This is a genomic window from Kitasatospora sp. NPDC006697 (genome assembly GCF_042869935.1).
Lineage (GTDB): Bacteria > Actinomycetota > Actinomycetes > Streptomycetales > Streptomycetaceae > Kitasatospora.
Map to the genome: position 1 here is coordinate 84,487 of NZ_JBIAGU010000036.1, position 18,005 is coordinate 102,491.

General features: G+C 73.5%; 17 protein-coding genes. 5 read left to right on the forward strand and 12 right to left on the reverse strand.

Translation table 11 applies throughout. The features are described 5' to 3' along the window. Window positions 1–49: 49 nt before the first annotated feature. Window positions 50–388: an ArsR/SmtB family transcription factor gene (locus ACFYNO_RS35210; RefSeq protein ID WP_388021614.1), complete on the reverse strand. Its 339-nt coding sequence runs from the start codon at window positions 386–388 to the stop codon at window positions 50–52. A gap of 114 nt (window positions 389–502) precedes the next feature. On the opposite strand from ACFYNO_RS35210, the gene ACFYNO_RS35215 reads away from it, so the two are divergent. Then, window positions 503–1,606, forward strand: coding sequence for an NADH:flavin oxidoreductase/NADH oxidase (locus ACFYNO_RS35215; RefSeq protein WP_388021615.1), 1,104 nt, complete (start codon window positions 503–505; stop codon window positions 1,604–1,606). A gap of 7 nt (window positions 1,607–1,613) precedes the next feature. On the opposite strand, the gene ACFYNO_RS35220 is transcribed toward ACFYNO_RS35215, so the two are convergent. Together ACFYNO_RS35220 and ACFYNO_RS35225 are read right to left on the reverse strand one after the other, a co-directional pair. Then, window positions 1,614–1,898, reverse strand: a complete 285-nt coding sequence (locus ACFYNO_RS35220; RefSeq protein ID WP_388021616.1) for a hypothetical protein — start codon at window positions 1,896–1,898, stop codon at window positions 1,614–1,616. 111 nt (window positions 1,899–2,009) lie between these two features. Further along, window positions 2,010–2,705 carry a FadR/GntR family transcriptional regulator gene (locus tag ACFYNO_RS35225; RefSeq protein ID WP_388021617.1) on the reverse strand — a complete coding sequence of 232 codons (696 nt, stop codon included), beginning with the start codon at window positions 2,703–2,705 and terminating at the stop codon, window positions 2,010–2,012. A 151-nt stretch (window positions 2,706–2,856) separates the two neighbouring features. Between ACFYNO_RS35225 and ACFYNO_RS35230 the strand changes: the two genes are divergently transcribed. After that, window positions 2,857–3,420 (forward strand): gluconokinase, encoded by a 564-nt coding sequence (locus tag ACFYNO_RS35230; protein WP_388021618.1) that lies wholly within the window; start codon window positions 2,857–2,859, stop codon window positions 3,418–3,420. Continuing rightward, entirely contained in the window at window positions 3,417–4,811 is a 1,395-nt protein-coding gene (locus ACFYNO_RS35235) for a gluconate:H+ symporter (RefSeq protein WP_388021619.1), read from the forward strand. Before ACFYNO_RS35230 ends, ACFYNO_RS35235 begins: the two co-directional genes overlap by 4 nt. A 55-nt stretch (window positions 4,812–4,866) precedes the next feature. On the opposite strand, the gene ACFYNO_RS35240 is transcribed toward ACFYNO_RS35235, so the two are convergent. The 6 genes from ACFYNO_RS35240 to mmuM form a co-directional block, all read right to left on the reverse strand. Then, complete coding sequence (locus ACFYNO_RS35240; RefSeq protein WP_388021620.1) at window positions 4,867–5,388, reverse strand: YbhB/YbcL family Raf kinase inhibitor-like protein; 522 nt, start codon at window positions 5,386–5,388, stop codon at window positions 4,867–4,869. Window positions 5,389–5,475: 87 nt separating this feature from the next. After that, window positions 5,476–7,071, reverse strand: coding sequence for an FAD-dependent oxidoreductase (locus ACFYNO_RS35245; protein WP_388021621.1), 1,596 nt, complete (start codon window positions 7,069–7,071; stop codon window positions 5,476–5,478). Between the two features lie 124 nt (window positions 7,072–7,195). Beyond that, window positions 7,196–8,728: a glycerol kinase GlpK gene (gene glpK, locus ACFYNO_RS35250; protein WP_388021622.1), complete on the reverse strand. Its 1,533-nt coding sequence runs from the start codon at window positions 8,726–8,728 to the stop codon at window positions 7,196–7,198. A gap of 55 nt (window positions 8,729–8,783) precedes the next feature. Beyond that, window positions 8,784–9,704 (reverse strand): MIP/aquaporin family protein, encoded by a 921-nt coding sequence (locus ACFYNO_RS35255; RefSeq protein WP_388021623.1) that lies wholly within the window; start codon window positions 9,702–9,704, stop codon window positions 8,784–8,786. A 216-nt stretch (window positions 9,705–9,920) separates the two neighbouring features. After that, window positions 9,921–10,685, reverse strand: a complete 765-nt coding sequence (locus ACFYNO_RS35260; protein ID WP_388021624.1) for an IclR family transcriptional regulator — start codon at window positions 10,683–10,685, stop codon at window positions 9,921–9,923. A gap of 146 nt (window positions 10,686–10,831) precedes the next feature. Then, window positions 10,832–11,713, reverse strand: coding sequence for a homocysteine S-methyltransferase (mmuM, locus tag ACFYNO_RS35265; RefSeq protein WP_388021635.1), 882 nt, complete (start codon window positions 11,711–11,713; stop codon window positions 10,832–10,834). A 40-nt stretch (window positions 11,714–11,753) separates the two neighbouring features. Here mmuM and ACFYNO_RS35270 point away from each other — a divergent pair, with 40 nt between their 5' ends. Beyond that, on the forward strand, window positions 11,754–12,311 hold the full coding sequence (locus ACFYNO_RS35270) for an NUDIX domain-containing protein (RefSeq protein ID WP_388021625.1): 558 nt from the start codon (window positions 11,754–11,756) through the stop codon (window positions 12,309–12,311). 3 nt (window positions 12,312–12,314) lie between these two features. Here ACFYNO_RS35270 and ACFYNO_RS35275 read toward each other — a convergent pair whose 3' ends face one another. Next, entirely contained in the window at window positions 12,315–12,959 is a 645-nt protein-coding gene (locus ACFYNO_RS35275; RefSeq protein ID WP_388021626.1) for a TIGR03085 family metal-binding protein, read from the reverse strand. Between the two features lie 146 nt (window positions 12,960–13,105). Between ACFYNO_RS35275 and ACFYNO_RS35280 the strand changes: the two genes are divergently transcribed. Beyond that, a complete protein-coding gene (locus ACFYNO_RS35280) occupies window positions 13,106–15,136 on the forward strand; it encodes an acetoacetate--CoA ligase (protein ID WP_388021627.1) in 2,031 nt (676 codons plus the stop codon). A 60-nt stretch (window positions 15,137–15,196) separates the two neighbouring features. On the opposite strand, the gene ptsP is transcribed toward ACFYNO_RS35280, so the two are convergent. Together ptsP and ACFYNO_RS35290 are read right to left on the reverse strand one after the other, a co-directional pair. Further along, the gene (gene ptsP / locus ACFYNO_RS35285) at window positions 15,197–16,867 is read right to left on the reverse strand and encodes a phosphoenolpyruvate--protein phosphotransferase (RefSeq protein WP_388021628.1); all 1,671 of its coding nucleotides are present in this window, start codon (window positions 16,865–16,867) and stop codon (window positions 15,197–15,199) included. Window positions 16,868–16,970: 103 nt separating this feature from the next. Continuing rightward, window positions 16,971–17,420, reverse strand: a complete 450-nt coding sequence (locus tag ACFYNO_RS35290; protein ID WP_388021629.1) for a PTS glucose transporter subunit IIA — start codon at window positions 17,418–17,420, stop codon at window positions 16,971–16,973. Window positions 17,421–18,005 lie beyond the last annotated feature (585 nt).

Genomic DNA, 18,005 nt, shown 5'->3' on the forward strand with positions numbered 1-18,005 from the left:
GCGGCCACGCCCAAGCCCGGTCACTCCATCGTGGGCGCGTCGCCGCGGGTCAGGCCGGGCCGAGCTGGGCGCGCGCGGCCGCCAGCACTCCCTCCAGGACGCCGGGCAGTGCGATCGCCAGGTCCTCGGTGCGCAGGGTGCTCACCCGGGAGGTGCCCTGCCGGTGCTGGCGGATCACGCCGGCCTCGCGCAGCACCCGGAAGTGGTGCGTGGTGGTCGACTTGCCGACCGGCAGGTCGAACGCGATGCAGGCCATGTCCTGGTGGCCGTCCGCGAGTTGGAGCAGGATGCGCAGGCGCACCGGATCGGCCAGGGCGTTCAGCACGGTGACGAGCCGGATCTCCTCGATCGTCGGCTCGGGCAGCGGGGTGCGTGCGGAGGCGGTCACCGGTCGAGTGTACGACGCCGGTCGTAGTTCGGCAGCTGTCGTACTTCGATGAACTTCGTAGTACGGTGTTGCTCGTACAAGAAGCCCCGAGCGCCCAAGCTGCGAGGAGAGACCGTGTCCGCCTTGTTCGAGCCGATCACCCTGCGTGGGATCACCGTGCCCAACCGTGTCTGGATGGCGCCGATGTGCATGTACTCCGCGGCCCCCGAGGGCCCGGAGACCGGGGTGGCGACCGACTTCCACTTCGCGCACCTGACGGCCCGGGCGGCCGGCGGCACCGGCCTGGTGATGACCGAGGCCACCGCCGTCGCACCCGAGGGCCGGATCAGCCCCGGAGACCTCGGCCTGTGGAACGACCGGCAGCAGCAGGCGCTGGCCCGGATCGCCGCCTCGATCAGCGCGCACGGCGCCGTGCCCGCGATCCAGCTCGCGCACGCCGGCCGCAAGGCCTCCTCCGAGCGCCCGTGGAACGGCAGCACCGGCATCCCGGCCGACGGCGGCGGCTGGCAGAGCCTCGGCCCGACCGGCGAGGCCTTCGGCGACCACCCCGAGCCCGCCGAACTGACCACCGAGGGGATCCGGCGGATCGTCAGGGCCTTCGCCGAGGCCGCCGAGCGGGCTCTGGCGGCCGGCTTCCAGGCGGTCGAGCTGCACGGCGCGCACGGCTACCTGATCCACTCCTTCCTCTCCCCGCAGAGCAACACCCGCACCGACGAGTACGGCGGCTCCTTCGAGAACCGGCTGCGGTTCCCGCTGGAGGTGGTGGCCGCGGTGCGCGCCGTCTGGCCCGCCGAGCTGCCGCTGCTCTTCCGCACCTCGGCCACCGACTGGCTGAGCGAGAACGCCGAGGACGGCCGCACCGGCTGGACCGGCGAGGACACCGTGCGCCTGGCCAAGGAACTCGCCGAGGCGGGCGTCGACCTGCTCGACGTCTCCACCGGCGGGCTGGTGCCGGACGCCAAGGTGCCGGCCGCGCCCGGGTTCCAGGTGCCGTTCGCGCAGCGGGTGCGGGAGGCCACCGGGCTGCCGGTCGGCGCCGTCGGCCTGATCACCGAGGCCGAGCAGGCGGAGCGGATCGTCGCGGACGGCCGGGCCGACGTGGTGCTGCTCGGGCGCGAGCTGCTGCGCAACCCGTACTGGGCGAACGCGGCGGCCGAGCAGCTGGGCGCGGCGGGCCGCTGGCCCACCCCGTACGGCTACGCGGTCACCCGCCGCTGAGCGGGCGTCAGGGCCGGGGCGGCCGACTGCCCGCCAGCGGGCCGTCCCGCCCCGGACCGCGCCGCCGCTGGGCGGCGATCTGACGGGAGATCACGATCTCCAGCAGGCACCAGGCGATCCCGAACACCCCGACGCCGGTGAGTATCAACCCGGCCGTCATGGCCTTCTTCGCGTGGTCCAGCGAGGCCATGGAGGAGTACATCAGGAAGATGATGGTCAGGGCCAGGAAGATCACGGTGCGCACACTGGCGGACCGCACCTCGTCCGGCATCCGGCGGCGTGGGGCGGGCATCGAGACAGACACTCCCGGGCGGCTGAACGGCTGACGGGACCGCGCGCGGGCGCGCTCCCGTGTTCAGTGCCTGCCCGCATCGCGCGCCGCCAAACAGCCCCGTCCGGGGGGTCAGCCCAGCTCGGCCGAGAGCTCCGCCACCGCCCCGGTGACGATGGTGCGCATCGCCTGCTCGGCCGCCTCGGCGTCACCGGTGCAGATCGCGTCCGCCACCTCGCGGTGCAACCGCACCGCGTACTCCCGGGGCTGGTGCGGCATCAGGTTGTGCTCGGTCCGCCCGGTCAGCACCGCGCCCACCGTGTCGCCCAGGTGGGCGAACATCTCGTTGCCGGAGGCGCGCAGCACCAGGGCGTGGAAGGCGATGTCGTGCCGGAGGAAGGCGGGCAGGTCGGCGGCCCGCGCGGTGCTGGTCAACTCGGCCGCCAGCGCCGCCAGTTCCCGGCAGTCGGCGGCCCCGGCGTGCTGCGCGGCCAGCGCCGCGGCGGCCGGCTCCACGGCCACCCGCAGCGAGCCGAGCGAGCGCAGCTGGGCCGGGCGGTCGGCGCCGGCCAGCCGCCAGCGGATCACCAGCGGGTCGAAGACGTCCCAGTCGGACTTGGGCTGCACGGTGATGCCGACCCGCCGCTTGGAGGCCACCAGCCGCATCGACTCCAGCACCCGGACGGCCTCGCGGACCACGGTGCGGGAGACCCCGAACCGCTCCTCCAACTCCTCGATCCGCAGCACCGACCCGGCGGGCAGTTCGCCGCCGGCGATGGCGGGCCCGAGTTCGGCGAGCAGTCGGCCGGGCAGCCCCTGGATCTCCATTCGCACAGGGTAGTCGGCGCACTCCGGGTGACCGGTGCCGGACCCGCCGTAGCTCCTTGCACAAGTATGACGATTTGATGTCGTCGCCTTGAATAAGTCATACCTTTGGCGCGATAGTGGCGTCATCGCAGCCAGCACAGGGAGCACACCCATGGGTCTCAACGCCGAGAACCGAGCCGGACACCCCGCCCCGAAGCCACTGATCGTGGTGATGGGCGTCTCCGGCGTGGGCAAGACGACCGTCGCCCAGTTGCTCGCCGAACGCCTCGGGCTGCCCGGGGCCGAGGCGGACGACTTCCACCCCGCCGCCAACATCGCCAAGATGGCTGCCGGCATCCCGCTGGACGACGCCGACCGTGCTCCCTGGCTGCGAGCCATCGCCGGCTGGCTGCACGAACGCGGCCAGGCCGGCACCGGCGGCGTGGTCACCTGCTCCGCGCTCAAGCGCGGCTACCGCGACACCCTGCGGGCCGGCTGCGCCGACGCCTTCTTCCTGCACCTGGACGGCGGCCGCCCACTGGTCGCCGACCGGATCGCCGCCCGCACCGGCCACTTCATGCCCCCCTCGCTGCTCGACTCCCAGTACGCGCTGCTCGAACCGCTGCAGGCGGACGAGCGCGGCGCGGTGCTCGCCGTCGGCCCGGCCGACACCCCCCACGACCTCGTCGAGAAGGCCGCCGCCCTGCTGCGGCCCGTCAATGGAGACCTCGCGTGACCCCGTCCCCCCTCCTGCTGGCCGCCGCCCCCGCGCTGCCGCACACCCACAGCGACAGCCGGCTGCTGGTCGCGGTCCTGCTCAGCATCGGCGCCATCGTGCTGCTGATCAGCAAGGCCAAGCTGCACCCGTTCCTCGCCCTGACCCTGGGCTCCGGCCTGCTGGCGGCCGTGGCCGGCGCGCCGTTCGACAAGCTCACCGCGAGCTTCAGCACCGGCTTCGGCGCCACCGTCACCAGCGTCGGCCTGCTGATCGGCCTGGGCGCCATGCTCGGCAAGCTGCTCGCCGACTCCGGCGGGGCGACGATCATCGCCGACACCGTGCTCGGCCGGGCGAGCAAGCGCTCGCTGCCCTGGGCGATGGCGCTGATCGCCGCGGTGCTCGGCCTGCCGCTCTTCTTCGAGATCGGCGTGGTGCTGCTGGTCCCGATCGTGCTGGTGGTGGCCCGGCGCGGCAACGTGCCGGTGCTGCGGGTCGGCATCCCCGCGCTGGCCGGCCTCTCGGTGCTGCACGGCCTGGTGCCGCCGCACCCGGGCCCGCTGGTCGCCGTGGACGCGCTCAAGGCCGACCTCGGCACCACCCTGGCGCTCGGCCTGCTGGTCGCCGTGCCCACCCTGGTCATCGCCGGACCGCTGTTCGCCCGGGTCGCCGAGCGCTGGGTCGGCCCGCTGCCGCTGCCCGAGCCCGCCGCCGACCTGCCCGCCGCGGAGCGGCCGGAGCGCACCCCCGCGTTCGGCGCGGTGCTGGCCACCATCCTGCTGCCGGTGGTGCTGATGCTCGGCAAGGCGCTGGCCGACGTGGTGGTGGACGACCCCAAGTCCACCGTGCAGCGGGTGCTGGACTTCGTCGGCTCGCCGCTGATCGCCCTGCTCGCCGCCGTGCTGGTGGCGATGGTCACGCTCGGCCGGGCCGCCGGCTTCGACAGGCAGCGGATCTCCGACACCGTGGCCCGCTCGCTGGGCCCGATCGCCGGCATCGTCTTCATCGTCGGCGCGGGCGGCGGCTTCAAGCAGACCCTGATCGACGTCGGCGTCGGCGACGCCGTCAGCCACTGGGCCGGCAAGCTGCACATCTCCGCGCTGCTGCTCGGCTGGCTGATCGCGGTGCTGATCCGGCTCGCCACCGGCTCCGCGACCGTCGCCACCATCACCGCCGCGGGCATCGTCTCCCCGCTCGCGGCCGGCATGAGCGGCACCCACTCGGCCCTGCTGGTGCTCGCCGTCGGCGCCGGCTCGCTCTTCTTCTCGCACGTCAACGACGCCGGCTTCTGGCTGGTCAAGGAGTACTTCGGGATGGACGTCGGCCAGACCATCAAGTCCTGGTCGATGATGGAGACGGTGATCTCGGTGGTCGCCATCGCGCTCATCCTGCCGCTCAGCCTGCTGGTCTGACGACCCGCCGGTACGGCGAAGGCCCCCTCCGCGGAGGGGGCCTTCGCCGTACCAGCTACGCGACCTCGTACTCCGCGACGATCGAGCCGCGGCCGACCGCCTGGAAGCCCAGGGTGCCGCCGATCGCGGCCGCCGAGGTGTCCGAGTCCAGCCCCAGCTTCTCCACGCTCAGCGCCGTCACCGAGAAGACGTACCGGTGCGGGCCGTGCCCGGCCGGCGGGGCCGCCCCGCCGAAGTCCTTGGAGCCGTAGTCGTTGCGGGCCTGGACCGCACCGGCCGGCAGGCCGGCGAAGTCGCCGCTGCCCGCGCCGGTGGGCAGCGAGGTCACGGTGGCCGGGATGTCGAAGACGATCCAGTGCCACCAGCCGCTGCCGGTCGGCGCATCCGGGTCGAAGCAGGTGACCGCGAAGCTCTTGGTCTCGGGCGGGAAGCCGGACCAGCTCAGCTGCGGCGAGGTGTTGCCGCCGGCCAGTACCTGGGCGTCGGGAAGCGTGCCGCCGTCCGGCACGTCGGTGCTGGTCACGGTGAAGCCGGGAACGGGGCGCTGGTGGTCGTGCGGAAGCGGGGGCCTGGTCACGGTGGCGGAAGTCTCCCCAGGTGTCGGCGCGAAAGAGGGACGGCCACCCCCGTCCCGGGGTGACCGTCCCTCAGCTTAGATGCTGCGTCAGCCCTGGGACCGCTTGCCCAGGAACTCCTCGACGCGGGCGTGGACCTCGGGCGTGTCGAGCCCGCGCACCGTCATGGTGGTGCGGCGGCGCAGCACGTCGTCGGTGGTGTAGGCCCACTCGTTGTCGGCGGCGAAGGCCACCTGCGCCCAGACGTCCGGGCCGTCCGGGTGGATCGGGTCGCCCAGCGCCGGGTCCTCGGCGATCAGCCGGGCGATCTCGAAGGAGAGCGTGCCGTAGTGGCTGGCCAGGTGCTTGGCCACCAGCGGCTCCATCCGGGAGCCCGGCTCGCGGTCCACCAGCAGGCGGTGCGCCACCGCGTTCGGCGCGCCCACGCCCGGCAGCGGCACGGTCGGCGGGATCGGCGAGATGTCCTCGCCGATGCCGGTGCCGCGCACGTGCGCCAGCTTCTCCAGCACGGTGCGGCCGATGTGCCGGTAGGTGGTCCACTTGCCGCCCGCCACCGAGAGCATCCCGCCGCGGCCCTCGGTCACCACGGTCTCGCGCTTGGCGGCGGCCGTGTCGCCCGGGCCGCCGGGCAGCACCCGCAGGCCGGCGAAGGCGTAGGTGATCAGGTCCTTGTCCAGGTGCTCGTCGCGGATCGCGTGGCCGGCCTCGCCCAGGATCTGGTCGATGTCGGCGTCGGTCGCGCGGACGTCCTGCGGGTCGCCGGTGTACTCCTCGTCCGTGGTGCCGAGCAGCACGTGGTCCTCCCACGGGATGGCGAAGGAGACCCGGTACTTGTCGATCGGGATGGTCAGCGCGGCCCGCCACGGGCTGCGCCGCTTGACCACCACGTGCGCGCCCTTGGAGAGCCGGATCGACGGGGCCGCGCCCGCGTCCTCCATCTTGCGCAGGTGGTCCACCCAGGGGCCGGTGGCGTTCAGCACCAGGCGGGCGTTGACGCCGAACTCGGCGCCGTCCAGCCGGTCCTTCAGCTCCGCGCCGGTCACCCGGGTGCCGGTGAACCGCAGGCCCGTCACCTCGGCGTGGTTGAGCACCACGGCGCCCGCGTCCACGGCCGCGCGGACCGTCATCACGGCCACCCGGGAGTCGTTCATCTGGTGGTCGCCGTAGACCGCCACCGAGCGCAGGCCCTCGGTGCGCAGGGCCGGCACCTGCTGGGCGGCGTGCGCGGCGGTGGAGACCCGGCCCATGCCGTCGCGGAAGGCGGAGAGCGCGGAGTAGAGGAAGACGCCGGCGCCCAGCTTGGGCGCGCTGTGCGGGCCGCCCTTGTAGACCGGCACGAAGAAGGTCAGCGGGTTGACCAGGTGCGGGGCCACGTCGGTGGCCAGCGCTCGGCGCTCCTTGTGGTTCTCCGCCACCAGCCGGACGGCGCCGGTCTGCAGGTAGCGCAGACCGCCGTGGACCAGCTTGGAGGAGGCGGAGGAGGTCGCGCCCGCGAAGTCGCCGGCGTCCACCATGGCCACCTTCAGACCGGCCTGCGAGGCGGTCCAGGCGACCGCGGTGCCGAGGATGCCGCCCCCGATCACCAGCAGGTCGTAGGTCGCCTTGCCCAGCAGCTCACGGGTCTCGGCGCGGGAAGCGGTGCGGCCGGGGGTGCGCTCGGCGCCCAGGGTCGGGATGGTAGCCATGATGTGTGTTCCGGGCCGCGGTGCGGGCGGCGCCGGTTCTCCTCTCGAAAATCCGGTTCGACCGCAGCTGGCGGCCGGGGCAATGCGGCCGGCCGGGGCGGCGCTGCCCCGGCCGGATACTGCGTCAGCTCTCCTGGTCCTCCTCCACCCACCCCATGGTGCGCTCCACCGCCTTGAGCCACTTCTTGTACTCCCGCTCCCGGGTGGTCGCGTCCATCCGCGGGGTCCACTCGGCGGCGCGGTGCCAGTTGGCCCGCAGGGTCTCCAGGTCCGGCCAGAAGCCGACCGCCAGACCTGCGGCGTAGGCCGCGCCGAGCGCGGTGGTCTCGGCCACGTAGGGCCGCTCGACCGGGGCGTCCAGCACGTCCGCGATGTTCTGCATCAGCAGGTTGTTCGAGGTCATGCCGCCGTCCACCTTGAGCGCGGTGAGCTCGACGCCCGAGTCCTTCTGCATCGCGTCCACCACCTCGCGGGTCTGCCAGGCGGTGGCCTCCAGCACGGCGCGGGCCAGGTGGCCCTTGGTCACGTACCGGGTCAGGCCGGCGATCACGCCGCGGGCGTCGGAGCGCCAGTACGGGGCGAACAGGCCGGAGAAGGCCGGCACGAAGTAGGCGCCGCCGTTGTCCTCGACGGTGGAGGCCAGGGTCTCGATCTCGGCGGCGGTGGAGATGATGCCGAGCTGGTCGCGCAGCCACTGCACCAGCGAGCCGGTGACGGCGATCGAGCCCTCCAGGGCGTAGACCGGCTTCTGGTCGCCGATCCGGTAGCCGACCGTGGTCAGCAGGCCGTGGTAGGAGTTGACGATCTTCTCGCCGGTGTTCAGCAGCAGGAAGGTGCCGGTGCCGTAGGTGGACTTGGCCTCGCCCTCGTCGAAGCAGGTCTGGCCGAAGAGCGCGGCCTGCTGGTCGCCGAGCGCGGAGGCGACCGGCACGCCCTCCAGGTCGCCGACCGCGGTGCCGTAGACCTCGGCGGAGGAGCGGATCTCGGGCAGCACGCTCAGCGGCACGCCCATCGAGTCGGCGATCTTCTCGTCCCAGGCCAGGGTCGAGAGGTTCATCAGCATGGTGCGCGAGGCGTTGGTGACGTCGGTGATGTGCTTGCCGCCGTTGACGCCGCCGGTCAGGTTCCAGATGACCCAGGTGTCCATGGTGCCGAAGAGGATGTCGCCGGCCTCGGCGCGCTCGCGCAGGCCCTCGACGTTGTCCAGCAGCCAGCGGATCTTCGGGCCGGCGAAGTAGCTGGCCAGCGGCAGGCCGGTCTCGCGGCGGAAGCGGTCCTGGCCGACGTTGCGGCCCAGCTCGCGGCAGAGCGCCTCGGTGCGGGTGTCCTGCCAGACCAGCGCGTTGTACACCGGCTCGCCGGTGTTCTTGTCCCACAGCACGGTGGTCTCGCGCTGGTTGGTGATGCCGATCGCGCGGATGTCGTCCTTGGTCAGGCCGGCCTTCTCCAGCGCGCCGCGGACCACGGACTGGACCCGGGTCCAGATCTCGGTGGCGTCGTGCTCGACGTAGCCGGGCTGGGGGAAGATCTGCCGGTGCTCCTGCTGGTCGACCGCGACGATCCGGCCGTCGGCGCCGAAGATGATGCAGCGGCTGGAGGTGGTGCCCTGGTCGATCGCGGCGATGTAGTTCGCGGTGACGGCTGCGTTGGTGGTCATGCGGTGATCCTCGGCTCTGAGGTGGGGGAGGGGAAGGAGGCGTGGACGGGCCGGACTAGAAGAGGCCCTTGTAGAGCAGGCCGGAGACCAGGCCGCCGATGACCGGGCCGGCGACCGGGATCCAGGCGTAGCTCCAGTCCGAGCCGCCCTTGTTCGGGATCGGCAGCAGCGAGTGCACGATGCGCGGGCCGAGGTCGCGGGCCGGGTTGATCGCGTAGCCGGTCGGGCCGCCGAGCGAGAGGCCGATGGCCACCACGGTGAACGCGGTGATCAGGGCGCCGAGGGTGCCCAGGCCGTTGCCGTTGCCGTTCAGGCCCTGGGTGAGGACCGCCAGGCAGAGCACGACGGTGCCGATGATCTCGGTGAGCAGGTTCTGGACCGGGTTCCGGATCTCGGGGCCGGTCGAGAAGATGCCGAGGGTGGGATCCTCGTTGGCCTGGAACTGGCCGAGGTAGGTCACCCAGACCAGCGCGGCGCCGATCATCGCGCCGAGCAGCTGGGAGCCGATGTAGAGCGGGACCTGGTTCCAGACGCCGGTCTTGACGGCGAGGGCCAGGGTGACGGCCGGGTTCAGGTGGGCGCCCGACTTGGCGGCCGTCATGTAGACGGCGACCATCACCGCGAAGCCCCAGCCGAACGTGATGGCGAGCCATCCGGCGTTCTGGGCCTTGGACTTCTTCAGCGTGACGGCGGCGCAGACGCCGCCGCCGAGGAGTATCAGTGCGGCGGTGCCGAGTGTTTCGCCGACGAAGACGTCGCCGTTGGAGAGGGCGGACACAAAGACTCCTTTGTCCGTATGGCCGTTGCCTGGCTGTGGTGCCCGTGGCAGGAGGCTGGTGGGGGAGGACCGGCCCGTTGGGGGACAGCGGCCGGTGGTGGTGCAGGCGTTCGTTCCCGTCCCGGGGAGGCGTCCCTGCGGCGGCGAGGGCGACCGGTGAGCGGAGGAAGGGCCAGGGAGGACCGTTCCTTCAACCACCGTTCGACATTGTCGTCCGCTATGCGGGAGTTTTCACCCCCGCAGGTGCCCACGTCAAGGCCGGTGACCTCCCTGTGACCCTCCCCTTGCGGGGCGGCGGCACTGCTGAGCGGGATGGTTGGCGAGGTTAACAGTCAAACGGCTGAAATATTGGACAAAACGCCGAACGGCGGACAGCGGCCGCTGTCCGCCGTTCGGCGTTTTGTCCGGGACCGGTCAGAACCGGTTGGCGCCCAGGTCACGGGAGATCGCCCGGGCCGCGTCGCGCACCGAGGCGACCAGCTGCGGCCGCACGAAGCCGTCCTCGCAGACCCGCTCCACCGCGCCGCTCACGCAGACCGCGCCCACCGGGTTGCGCCGCCGGTCCTGGATCAGCCCGCCGATCGAGGCCACGCCCTCCCAGGTCTCCTCGATCGCGTCCGCCCAGCCCCGCTCGCGGATCAGCGCGCACTCGGCGTCCACGTCCTCCAGCGAGGTCAGCGTGCGCGGGGTGAACGCCTCCAGCGGGCCCTCGCCCAGCTGGCCCCGGGCCACCGGGTCGTAGGCCAGCAGCACCTTGCCCAGCGCGGTGGAGTGCAGCGGCTGCATCGAGCCCACCTCCAGCACCTGCCGGGTGTCGTCGGGCCGGAAGACGTGGTGCACGATCAGCACCCCGTGCTGGTGCAGCACCCCGAGGTAGACCGTCTCGCCGGCCGCCCGGGCCAGGTCGTCGGCCCAGACCAGCGCCCGGGCCCGCAGCTCGTGCACGTCCAGGTAGCTCTGGCCCAGCCGCAGCAGCTCCGCGCCCAGCTGGTACTTGCCGCTCTCCGGGTCCTGCTCGACGAAGCCCTCCAGCTGCAGGGTGCGCAGGATGCCGTGCGCGGTGCCCTTGGCCAGGTCCAGCGAGGTGGCCACCTCGGAGAGGCCGAGCCGGCGCTCGCCGCCGGCCAGCAGGCGCAGGATCGCGGCGGCCCGGGAGAGCGACTGGATCGGGCCGGGCATGGGGACCTCCACTGACGAACTGGCATGCAGTTCGACAATGTCGCACGGTTCGTGGTCATGCCGACTGCGGGGTTTCGCCCTGAGTCTGCCAGGCAGACCCGCGCACGTGCACGTCGCCCACCCGTTCTGACCCGTTCCACCGGCCGCTACCCGCCGGTGGCCAGCACCGCCGCCAACTCCCCGATCTCCGCCGGACCCACCTGGCAGCAGCCGCCCACCAGCCGCGCCCCCGCCGCCACCCAGTCCGCGGCGAACCCGGCCGGCCCCGCCGCCGCACCCCGCCAGCCGCCGTCCACCCAGCGCTCACCGCTGTTCGGGTACGCCACCGCCGGCAGCCCCGTCACCGCCACCGCCGTCCGCACCGCCCCGCCCACCTCCCCGGGCGCGCAGCAGTTCACCCCCACCGCCACCAGCTCCGGCACCCCCGCCGCCACCGCGAACGCCTCCGCCAGCGGCTGCCCCGCCCGGGTCCGCCCGTTCGCCACCGTGAACGACAGCCAGGCCGGCACCCCCAGCCCCCGCACCGCCCGCACCAGCGCCTCGGCCTCCACCGCGTCCGGCACCGTCTCCAGCGCCAGCACGTCCGGCCCGGCCGCCGCCAGCAGCTCCAACCGCGGCCGGTGGAACCGCTCCAGCTCCGCCACCGACAGCCCGTACCGCCCCCGGTACTCCGACCCGTCCGCCAGCACCGCGCCGTACGGCCCCACCGAGGCCGCCACCCAGCGCGCCCCCGCCTCCCGGGCCAGGCCCACGCTCGACGCCAGCAGCCGCTCCGCCGCCGCCCGCCCCACCCCGCAGCGCTCGAACCCCTCGACACTCGCCTGGTAGCTCGCCGTGGTGACCACCTGCGCACCCGCCGCCACGTACGCCCGGTGCGCCGCCACCAGCGCCCCCGGATCCTCCGCCAGCAGCCGCGCCGTCCACAGCCCGCCCGACAGCCGGTGCCCCGCCGCGGCCAGCTGGTTGGACAGCCCGCCGTCCAGCACCAGCGGCCCGGCCGCCAGCGCCGCCGCGAAATCCCCGCCGATCCGACTCACCCGGCCTCCCTCCGCTACTACCATCCACCCCATGACCATCGAACAGGCCACCCGACCCGCCGCCTCCGGACCGGGCCGGCACTGCCACTGGTGCGGCACCGCCTACAGCGCCGACACCCACGGCTGGCCGCGCACCTGCCCGGGCTGCGGCGAGATCAGCTACCGCAACCCGCTGCCGGTCACCGTCGCCCTGCTGCCGGTCAACCGCCCCGACGGCGGCCAGAGCCTGGTGGTCATCCGCCGCACCATCGAACCCGGCTACGGCGAGCTCGCCCTCCCCGGCGGCTACGTCGACTACGGCGAGAGCTGGCAGCAGGCCGCCGTCCGCGAACTGCGCGAGGAGACCGGCATCCTCGCCGACCCCGAGCAGGTCACCCTGGTGGAGACCGCCAGCGACAGCCGCGGCGGCTTCATCTGCCTCTTCGCCCTGCTGCCCGCCCAGGACCTGGCCGACCTGCCGCCCTCCGTCCCCACCGAGGAGACCGAGGGCTGGCAGCTGATCGACGCCCCGCAGGAGCTCGCCTTCCCCTTCCACACCAAGGTCTCCGCCGCCTGGTTCGCCGGCGAGTACCGCCGCCACCTCGGCTGACGGTCAGTCGGGCACCCCGACCCGCCCGCGCAGCAGCGCCAGCTCGTCCGCGGGCCCGGACAGCTCCACCCGGGCCCGCGCCCCGCGCCCGAACGCGAACAGCAGCAGCTCACCCGGCTCGCCCAGCACCCGGACCGAGCCCGGCAGCTTCTGCCCCGCCACCAGGTTCCGCCCGTCCGGCAGCTCCAGCACCAGCCGCACCGGCGTGCGCCGCCCCAGTTCCATCCGCACCGGCACCCGCAGCCGCCGCCACAGCAGCTCGCCCAGCCCGGGCCCCAGCGGCTCCGGCTCCCAGCCGGCCTCACCCGCCCGCCGGACGTCCTCCGCGTGCACGAAGTACTCGACCAGGTTCCCCGCCTCGTCCGCCCCCGGCAGCGCGAACGCCGACAGCCGCGGCGGCCCCGACCGGAACCGGCGCACCAGCTCCGGGTACGGCAGCGCCGCGAACTCCCGCTGCACCCGCGCCGTCCGGGCCGCCAGGAACGGCAGCACGATCCCCGCCGCCGCGTCCGGCCGGGCCTCCCGCAGCACCAGGTGCGCCGCCAGATCACGGGTCCGCCAGCCGTCGCAGAGCGTCGGCGCGTCCGGTCCCACCGCCTCCAGCAGGTCCGCCAGCCGCTCCCGCTCCACCCGCGCATGATTCGCCATGCGCCAAGGCTATCCAGCACCGCCCCGCCAGGGACCCCCTTGGCGCGGCAGCAGGTCACATGGCAGGGTCTGCACGTCAGCACGCAGCGTCGCGGGCGCCGCCACAAGCGATCCTCCCGCGACCCCTCCGGCCGGGAGACCACACCGTGAGCACCCCACCCAACGGCACCCACCCCACCCAGCCGCTCTGGCGCCCCGAGCCCGCCCGGGCCGCCGGCACCCGCCTGGTCGCCTTCCAGCAGTGGGCCGCCACCACCCACGGTGCCCCGGCCGCCCCGCTCGCCCCGGCCCCCGACGACGCCACCGCGGAGAGCCGCTACGCCGAGCTGCACGCCTGGTCCACCGAGGACCCGGACCGGTTCTGGACCGCCGTCACCGAGTACTTCGACGTCCGGTTCTCGACCCCGCCCACCGCCGTGCTGCCCGACCCGGCCATGCCCGGCGCCCACTGGTTCCCCGGCGCCCGCCTCAACTACGCCGAGCACGCCCTGCGCCACGGCAACGACCCGGCGCACGCCGACCAGCCGGCCATCCTGCACCTGGACGAGAAGCTCGCCGAACCCCTCGCCGTCAGCTGGGCCGAACTGACCCGCCGGACCGCCGCCCTCGCCGCCACCCTGCGCGCCAGCGGCATCGGCCCCGGCGACCGGGTCGCCGGCTACCTGCCGAACATCCCGCAGGCCGTGGTCGCCCTGCTCGCCACCGCCTCGATCGGTGCCGTCTGGACCTCCTGCGCCCCCGACTTCGGCGCCCGCAGCGTGCTCGACCGGTTCCAGCAGCTCGAACCCGCCGCCCTGATCGCCGTCGACGGCTACCACTACGGCGGCAAGGACCACGACCGCACCGCCGTCGTCGCCGAGCTGCGCCGCGAACTGCCCTCGGTGCGCACCCTGGTGCACGTGCCGCTGCTCGGCACCGCTGCCCCCGAGGGCGCGCTCGACTGGGCCGCGGCCACCGCCGGCGACCCCGCGCCCGAGTACGCCCAGGTGCCCTTCGAGCAGCCGCTCTGGGTGCTCTACTCCTCCGGCACCACCGGACTGCCCAAGGCCATCGTGCAGAGCCAGGGCGGCATCCTGGTCGAACACCTCAAGCAGGCCGCGCTCCACCTCGACCTCGGCCCCGGCGACCGGTTCCTCTGGTACACCTCCACCGGCTGGATGATGTGGAACTTCCTGGTCGCCGGCCTGCTGGTCGGCGCCACCATGGTCACCTACGACGGCAGCCCCGGGCACCCCACCACCGGCGCCTTCTGGGAGGTCGCCGCCCGCACCCGGGCCACCGTGCTCGGCACCTCCGCCGCCTACGTGATCGCCAGCCGCAAGGCCGAGCTGCACCCCGGCCGCGACCTGGACCTCTCCGCCGTGCGCTGCATCGGCACCACCGGCTCCCCGCTGCCGCCCGACGGCTTCCGGTGGATCTACGACGAGGTCAAGCCGGACGTCTGGCTCGCCTCGGTCAGCGGCGGCACCGACGTCTGCAGCTGCTTCGTCGGCGGCGTGCCCACCCTGCCGGTCTACCTCGGCGAGATCCAGGCCCCCTGCCTGGGCGCCGCCGTCGAGTCCTGGGACGTGGCCGGCAAGCCGCACACCGACGAGGTCGGCGAACTCGTCGTCACCAAGCCGCTGCCCTCCATGCCCACCGGCTTCTGGAACGACCCCGACGGCACCCGCTACCGGGACAGCTACTTCGACACCTACCCCGGCACCTGGCGGCACGGCGACTGGATCACCGTCACCTCCCGCGGCACCGTGGTGATCCACGGCCGCTCCGACTCCACCCTCAACCGCCAGGGCGTCCGGATGGGCTCCGCCGACATCTACGAGGTGGTCGAACGCCTCCCGGAGATCGCCGAATCGCTGGTGATCGGCCTGGAGGAGGAGAACGGCGGCTACTGGATGCCGCTCTTCGTGGTCCTCGCCCCCGGCGCCGCCCTCGACGACGGCCTGCGCGGCCGGATCCGCAGCTCCCTGCGCGACCAGCTCTCCCCGCGCCACGTCCCCGACGAGGTGATCGCCGTCGACGGCCTGCCGCACACCCTCACCGGCAAGCGCATCGAGGTCCCGGTCAAGCGCCTGCTGGCCGGCACCCCGCTGGAGAAGGCGGTCAACCCGGGCTCCGTCGACAACCTCGACCACCTGCGCTTCTTCGAGCAGCTGGGGCGCGAACGGCGCGGCTGAGAACGAGAGACGGAGCGGGCCCCCGCCGCGGCGGGGGCCCGCTCCGTCTCCCAGCCGTCCTCACTCGCCCGACAGCACCTGCTGCGCGGCCGCCCGCGCCTCCTCGGCACTGTCCGCCGCCCGCGCCGCCCCGGCGGCGCTCACGCACTGGGCCAGGCTGTACTTTGCCAGCGTGGCGCGCACATAGGGGATGGAGGCGGAGCCCATCGACAGGCTGGTCACGCCCAGACCGGTCAGCACGCAGGCCAGCAGCGGGTCGGAGGCCGCCTCGCCGCACACCCCGCAGCTCTTGCCCGCCGCCTTGGCGGCATCGGCGGCCGCGGCCACCAGGTCCAGCAGGGCCGGCTGCCACGGATCCTGCAGCCGGGCCAGCGCACCGACCTGGCGGTCGGCGGCGAAGGTGTACTGGGCCAGGTCGTTGGTCCCCAGCGACAGGAACTCGACCTCCTGGAGGATCGACCGGGCCCGCAGCGCGGCCGACGGGATCTCCACCATCGCGCCGAACTTGGCGGCCAGGCCCACCGCGCGGCAGGCCGCGGCGAAGGCACCGGCGTCCGCCCGGTCCGCCACCATCGGCGCCATCACCTCGAGCTGCACCGGCAGGCCCTCGGCCGCCCGGGCCAGCGCCCGCAGCTGGGTCTCCAGCACCTCCGGGTGCTCGAGCAGGGTGCGCAGGCCGCGCACGCCCAGCGCCGGGTTCGGCTCGTCGGCCGGGGTCAGGAAGTCCAGCGGCTTGTCGGCGCCGGCGTCCAGCACCCGCACCACCACCCGGCCCTGCGGGAACGCCTCCAGCACCTGGCGGTAGGCGGTCACCTGGGCGTCCTCGGTGGGCGCCTTCTGGGAGTCGTCCAGGAAGAGGAACTCGGTGCGGAACAGGCCCACGCCCTCGGCACCCGCCTCGACGGCCGCCGGCACGTCCGCCGGTCCGCCGACGTTGGCCAGCAGCGGCACCGCGTGCCCGTCCGCGGTGCGGCCCGGACCGGAGGAGGCGGCCAGCGCCGCCTTCCGCTCCGCCGCCGCGCGGCGCAGCTCCGCCTGGCGCTCGGCGCCCGGCTCCAGCAGCAGCTCGCCGCTGCTGCCGTCCACCGCCACCACGGTGCCCTCGGCCAGTCCGGTCGCGCCCGGCAGCGCCACGATCGCCGGCACGCCCATCGCCCGGGCCAGGATCGCCGAGTGGCTGGTCGGGCCGCCCTCCTCGGTGACGAAGCCGAGCACCAGGGTCGGGTCGAGCAGCGCGGTGTCGGCCGGCGCCAGGTCCCGGGCGAGCAGCACGTACGGCTCGTCGCTGTCCGGCACGCCCGGCATCGGCACGCCCATCAGGCGGGCGACGATCCGGTTGCGCACGTCATCCAGGTCGGCCACCCGGCCGGCCAGGTACTCGCCGGCCGCGGCCAGCAGCTCCCGGTAGGCGGCGAAGGCATCGTAGACACCGCGCTCGGCGCTGCTGCCGGCGGTGATCCGGCGGGCCACGTCGGCCATCAGCTCCGGGTCCTGCGCCATCAGCGCCTGGGCCTCCAGCACCGCCTGGGCCTCGCCGCCGGCCAGGTTGCCGCGGGCGATCAGGTCCGCGGCGACCGCGTCCACCGCCTGCTGGGCCCGGGCCTGCTCGTGCTCGGCCGTCCCGTCGGGAATGCGGTCGGCGGTGGGCTCCAGCACGGCGGTGCCCATGTGGCGCACCGGGCCGATCGCGACCCCGTGGCTGACACCGACACCGCGCAGCGTCTTCTCCATGTCCTTCAAATCCTCTCGACCCGGCAGAGCAGCCCCGCCCAACCGAAACACGGTGGGCGGGGCGTTGTCCGGTCAATCACTCGGTCCGGCTGGTCGGTTCTGCTCAGTTCCAGGTGAAGAGGTCGCCGCCGCTGGCCACGTCGCCGGCCTCGGCAACCGCGCTCAGCGCCTCGGCCGACGCCTCCAGCGCCACGATCGGGGAGATCGGCGACTTGCCCGCGGCCTCCACGGCCGCCGGGTTCCACTTGATCACCGGCTGGCCGCGCTGGACCTGGTCGCCCTTGCTGACCAGCAGCTCGAAGCCCTCGCCGTTCAGCTGCACGGTGTCGATGCCGAGGTGGGTGAGCACGCCGTGGCCGTCGGCGTCCATCACCACGAAGGCGTGCGGGTGCATGGAGACGACCAGCCCGTCGACCGGCGCGACCGCGGTGGTGGGCTCGCGGACCGGGTCGATGGCGGTCCCCGGACCGACCATGGCGCCGGCGAAGACCGGGTCGGGCACGTTGGCGAGTCCGATGGCGCGGCCGGAGAGCGGCGACGTCACTGTGGTCATGGTGGAGCCTCCCAGGTGCGGAGTACAGCGTGCGGCCGCGCGCGGCGGCGGGGGATGTACCGACTGAAGCGTAAATCATGCCAACTTCGGACATACCGATACAGAACGCCCCGCGCGCCCGATCGGCTGGAGTCCCCGGCCGATGCCGGCCGCTCCTCGCGGACCCGCTTCCGGAGCCCGCGCCCACCAGGCACCGCGTGCCGTGATTGGTCTAGTCCATTCTGAGTGGTCTAGTCCTCTTGGTTGACGCGCCGCACTCTACGGCATCCGGGTGAGCCCGACGAGTGCCCCCGGCGCGCCAGGTGGCACGGTGCTGGCTCCGGGGTGCCAGCAGGCGCACCATGCTCGATTAGGCGGACCGGCGCCGACCGGCTATGGTTGCTCAGGTCGCCGCGAGGCGGTTGTGAATCCAGCGATACGGCTGAGTGAATGTCGGGTTAAAAACCGGTGAAGCTCGTCTGATACGGTGGAGCTACGAAAGAACGAAGCACCCGGAGAGAACGCGAGAGCGGGATCGAAGGAAGTGTCCGTTCCTTGAGAACTCAACAGCGTGCCAAAAGTCAACGCCAGATATGTTGACATCCC

Coding starts and splice junctions, on each gene's coding strand:
- ACFYNO_RS35245 (WP_388021621.1), bottom strand. CDS start 7,071: ATGGCTACCATCCCGACCCTGGGCGCCGAGCGCACCCCCGGCCGCACC.
- glpK (WP_388021622.1), bottom strand. CDS start 8,728: ATGACCACCAACGCAGCCGTCACCGCGAACTACATCGCCGCGATCGAC.
- ACFYNO_RS35225 (WP_388021617.1), bottom strand. CDS start 2,705: ATGGAGATCCAGGGGCTGCCCGGCCGACTGCTCGCCGAACTCGGGCCC.
- ACFYNO_RS35220 (WP_388021616.1), bottom strand. CDS start 1,898: ATGCCCGCCCCACGCCGCCGGATGCCGGACGAGGTGCGGTCCGCCAGT.
- ACFYNO_RS35230 (WP_388021618.1), top strand. CDS start 2,857: ATGGGTCTCAACGCCGAGAACCGAGCCGGACACCCCGCCCCGAAGCCA.
- ACFYNO_RS35270 (WP_388021625.1), top strand. CDS start 11,754: ATGACCATCGAACAGGCCACCCGACCCGCCGCCTCCGGACCGGGCCGG.
- ACFYNO_RS35290 (WP_388021629.1), bottom strand. CDS start 17,420: ATGACCACAGTGACGTCGCCGCTCTCCGGCCGCGCCATCGGACTCGCC.
- ptsP (WP_388021628.1), bottom strand. CDS start 16,867: ATGGAGAAGACGCTGCGCGGTGTCGGTGTCAGCCACGGGGTCGCGATC.
- ACFYNO_RS35260 (WP_388021624.1), bottom strand. CDS start 10,685: ATGCCCGGCCCGATCCAGTCGCTCTCCCGGGCCGCCGCGATCCTGCGC.
- ACFYNO_RS35275 (WP_388021626.1), bottom strand. CDS start 12,959: ATGGCGAATCATGCGCGGGTGGAGCGGGAGCGGCTGGCGGACCTGCTG.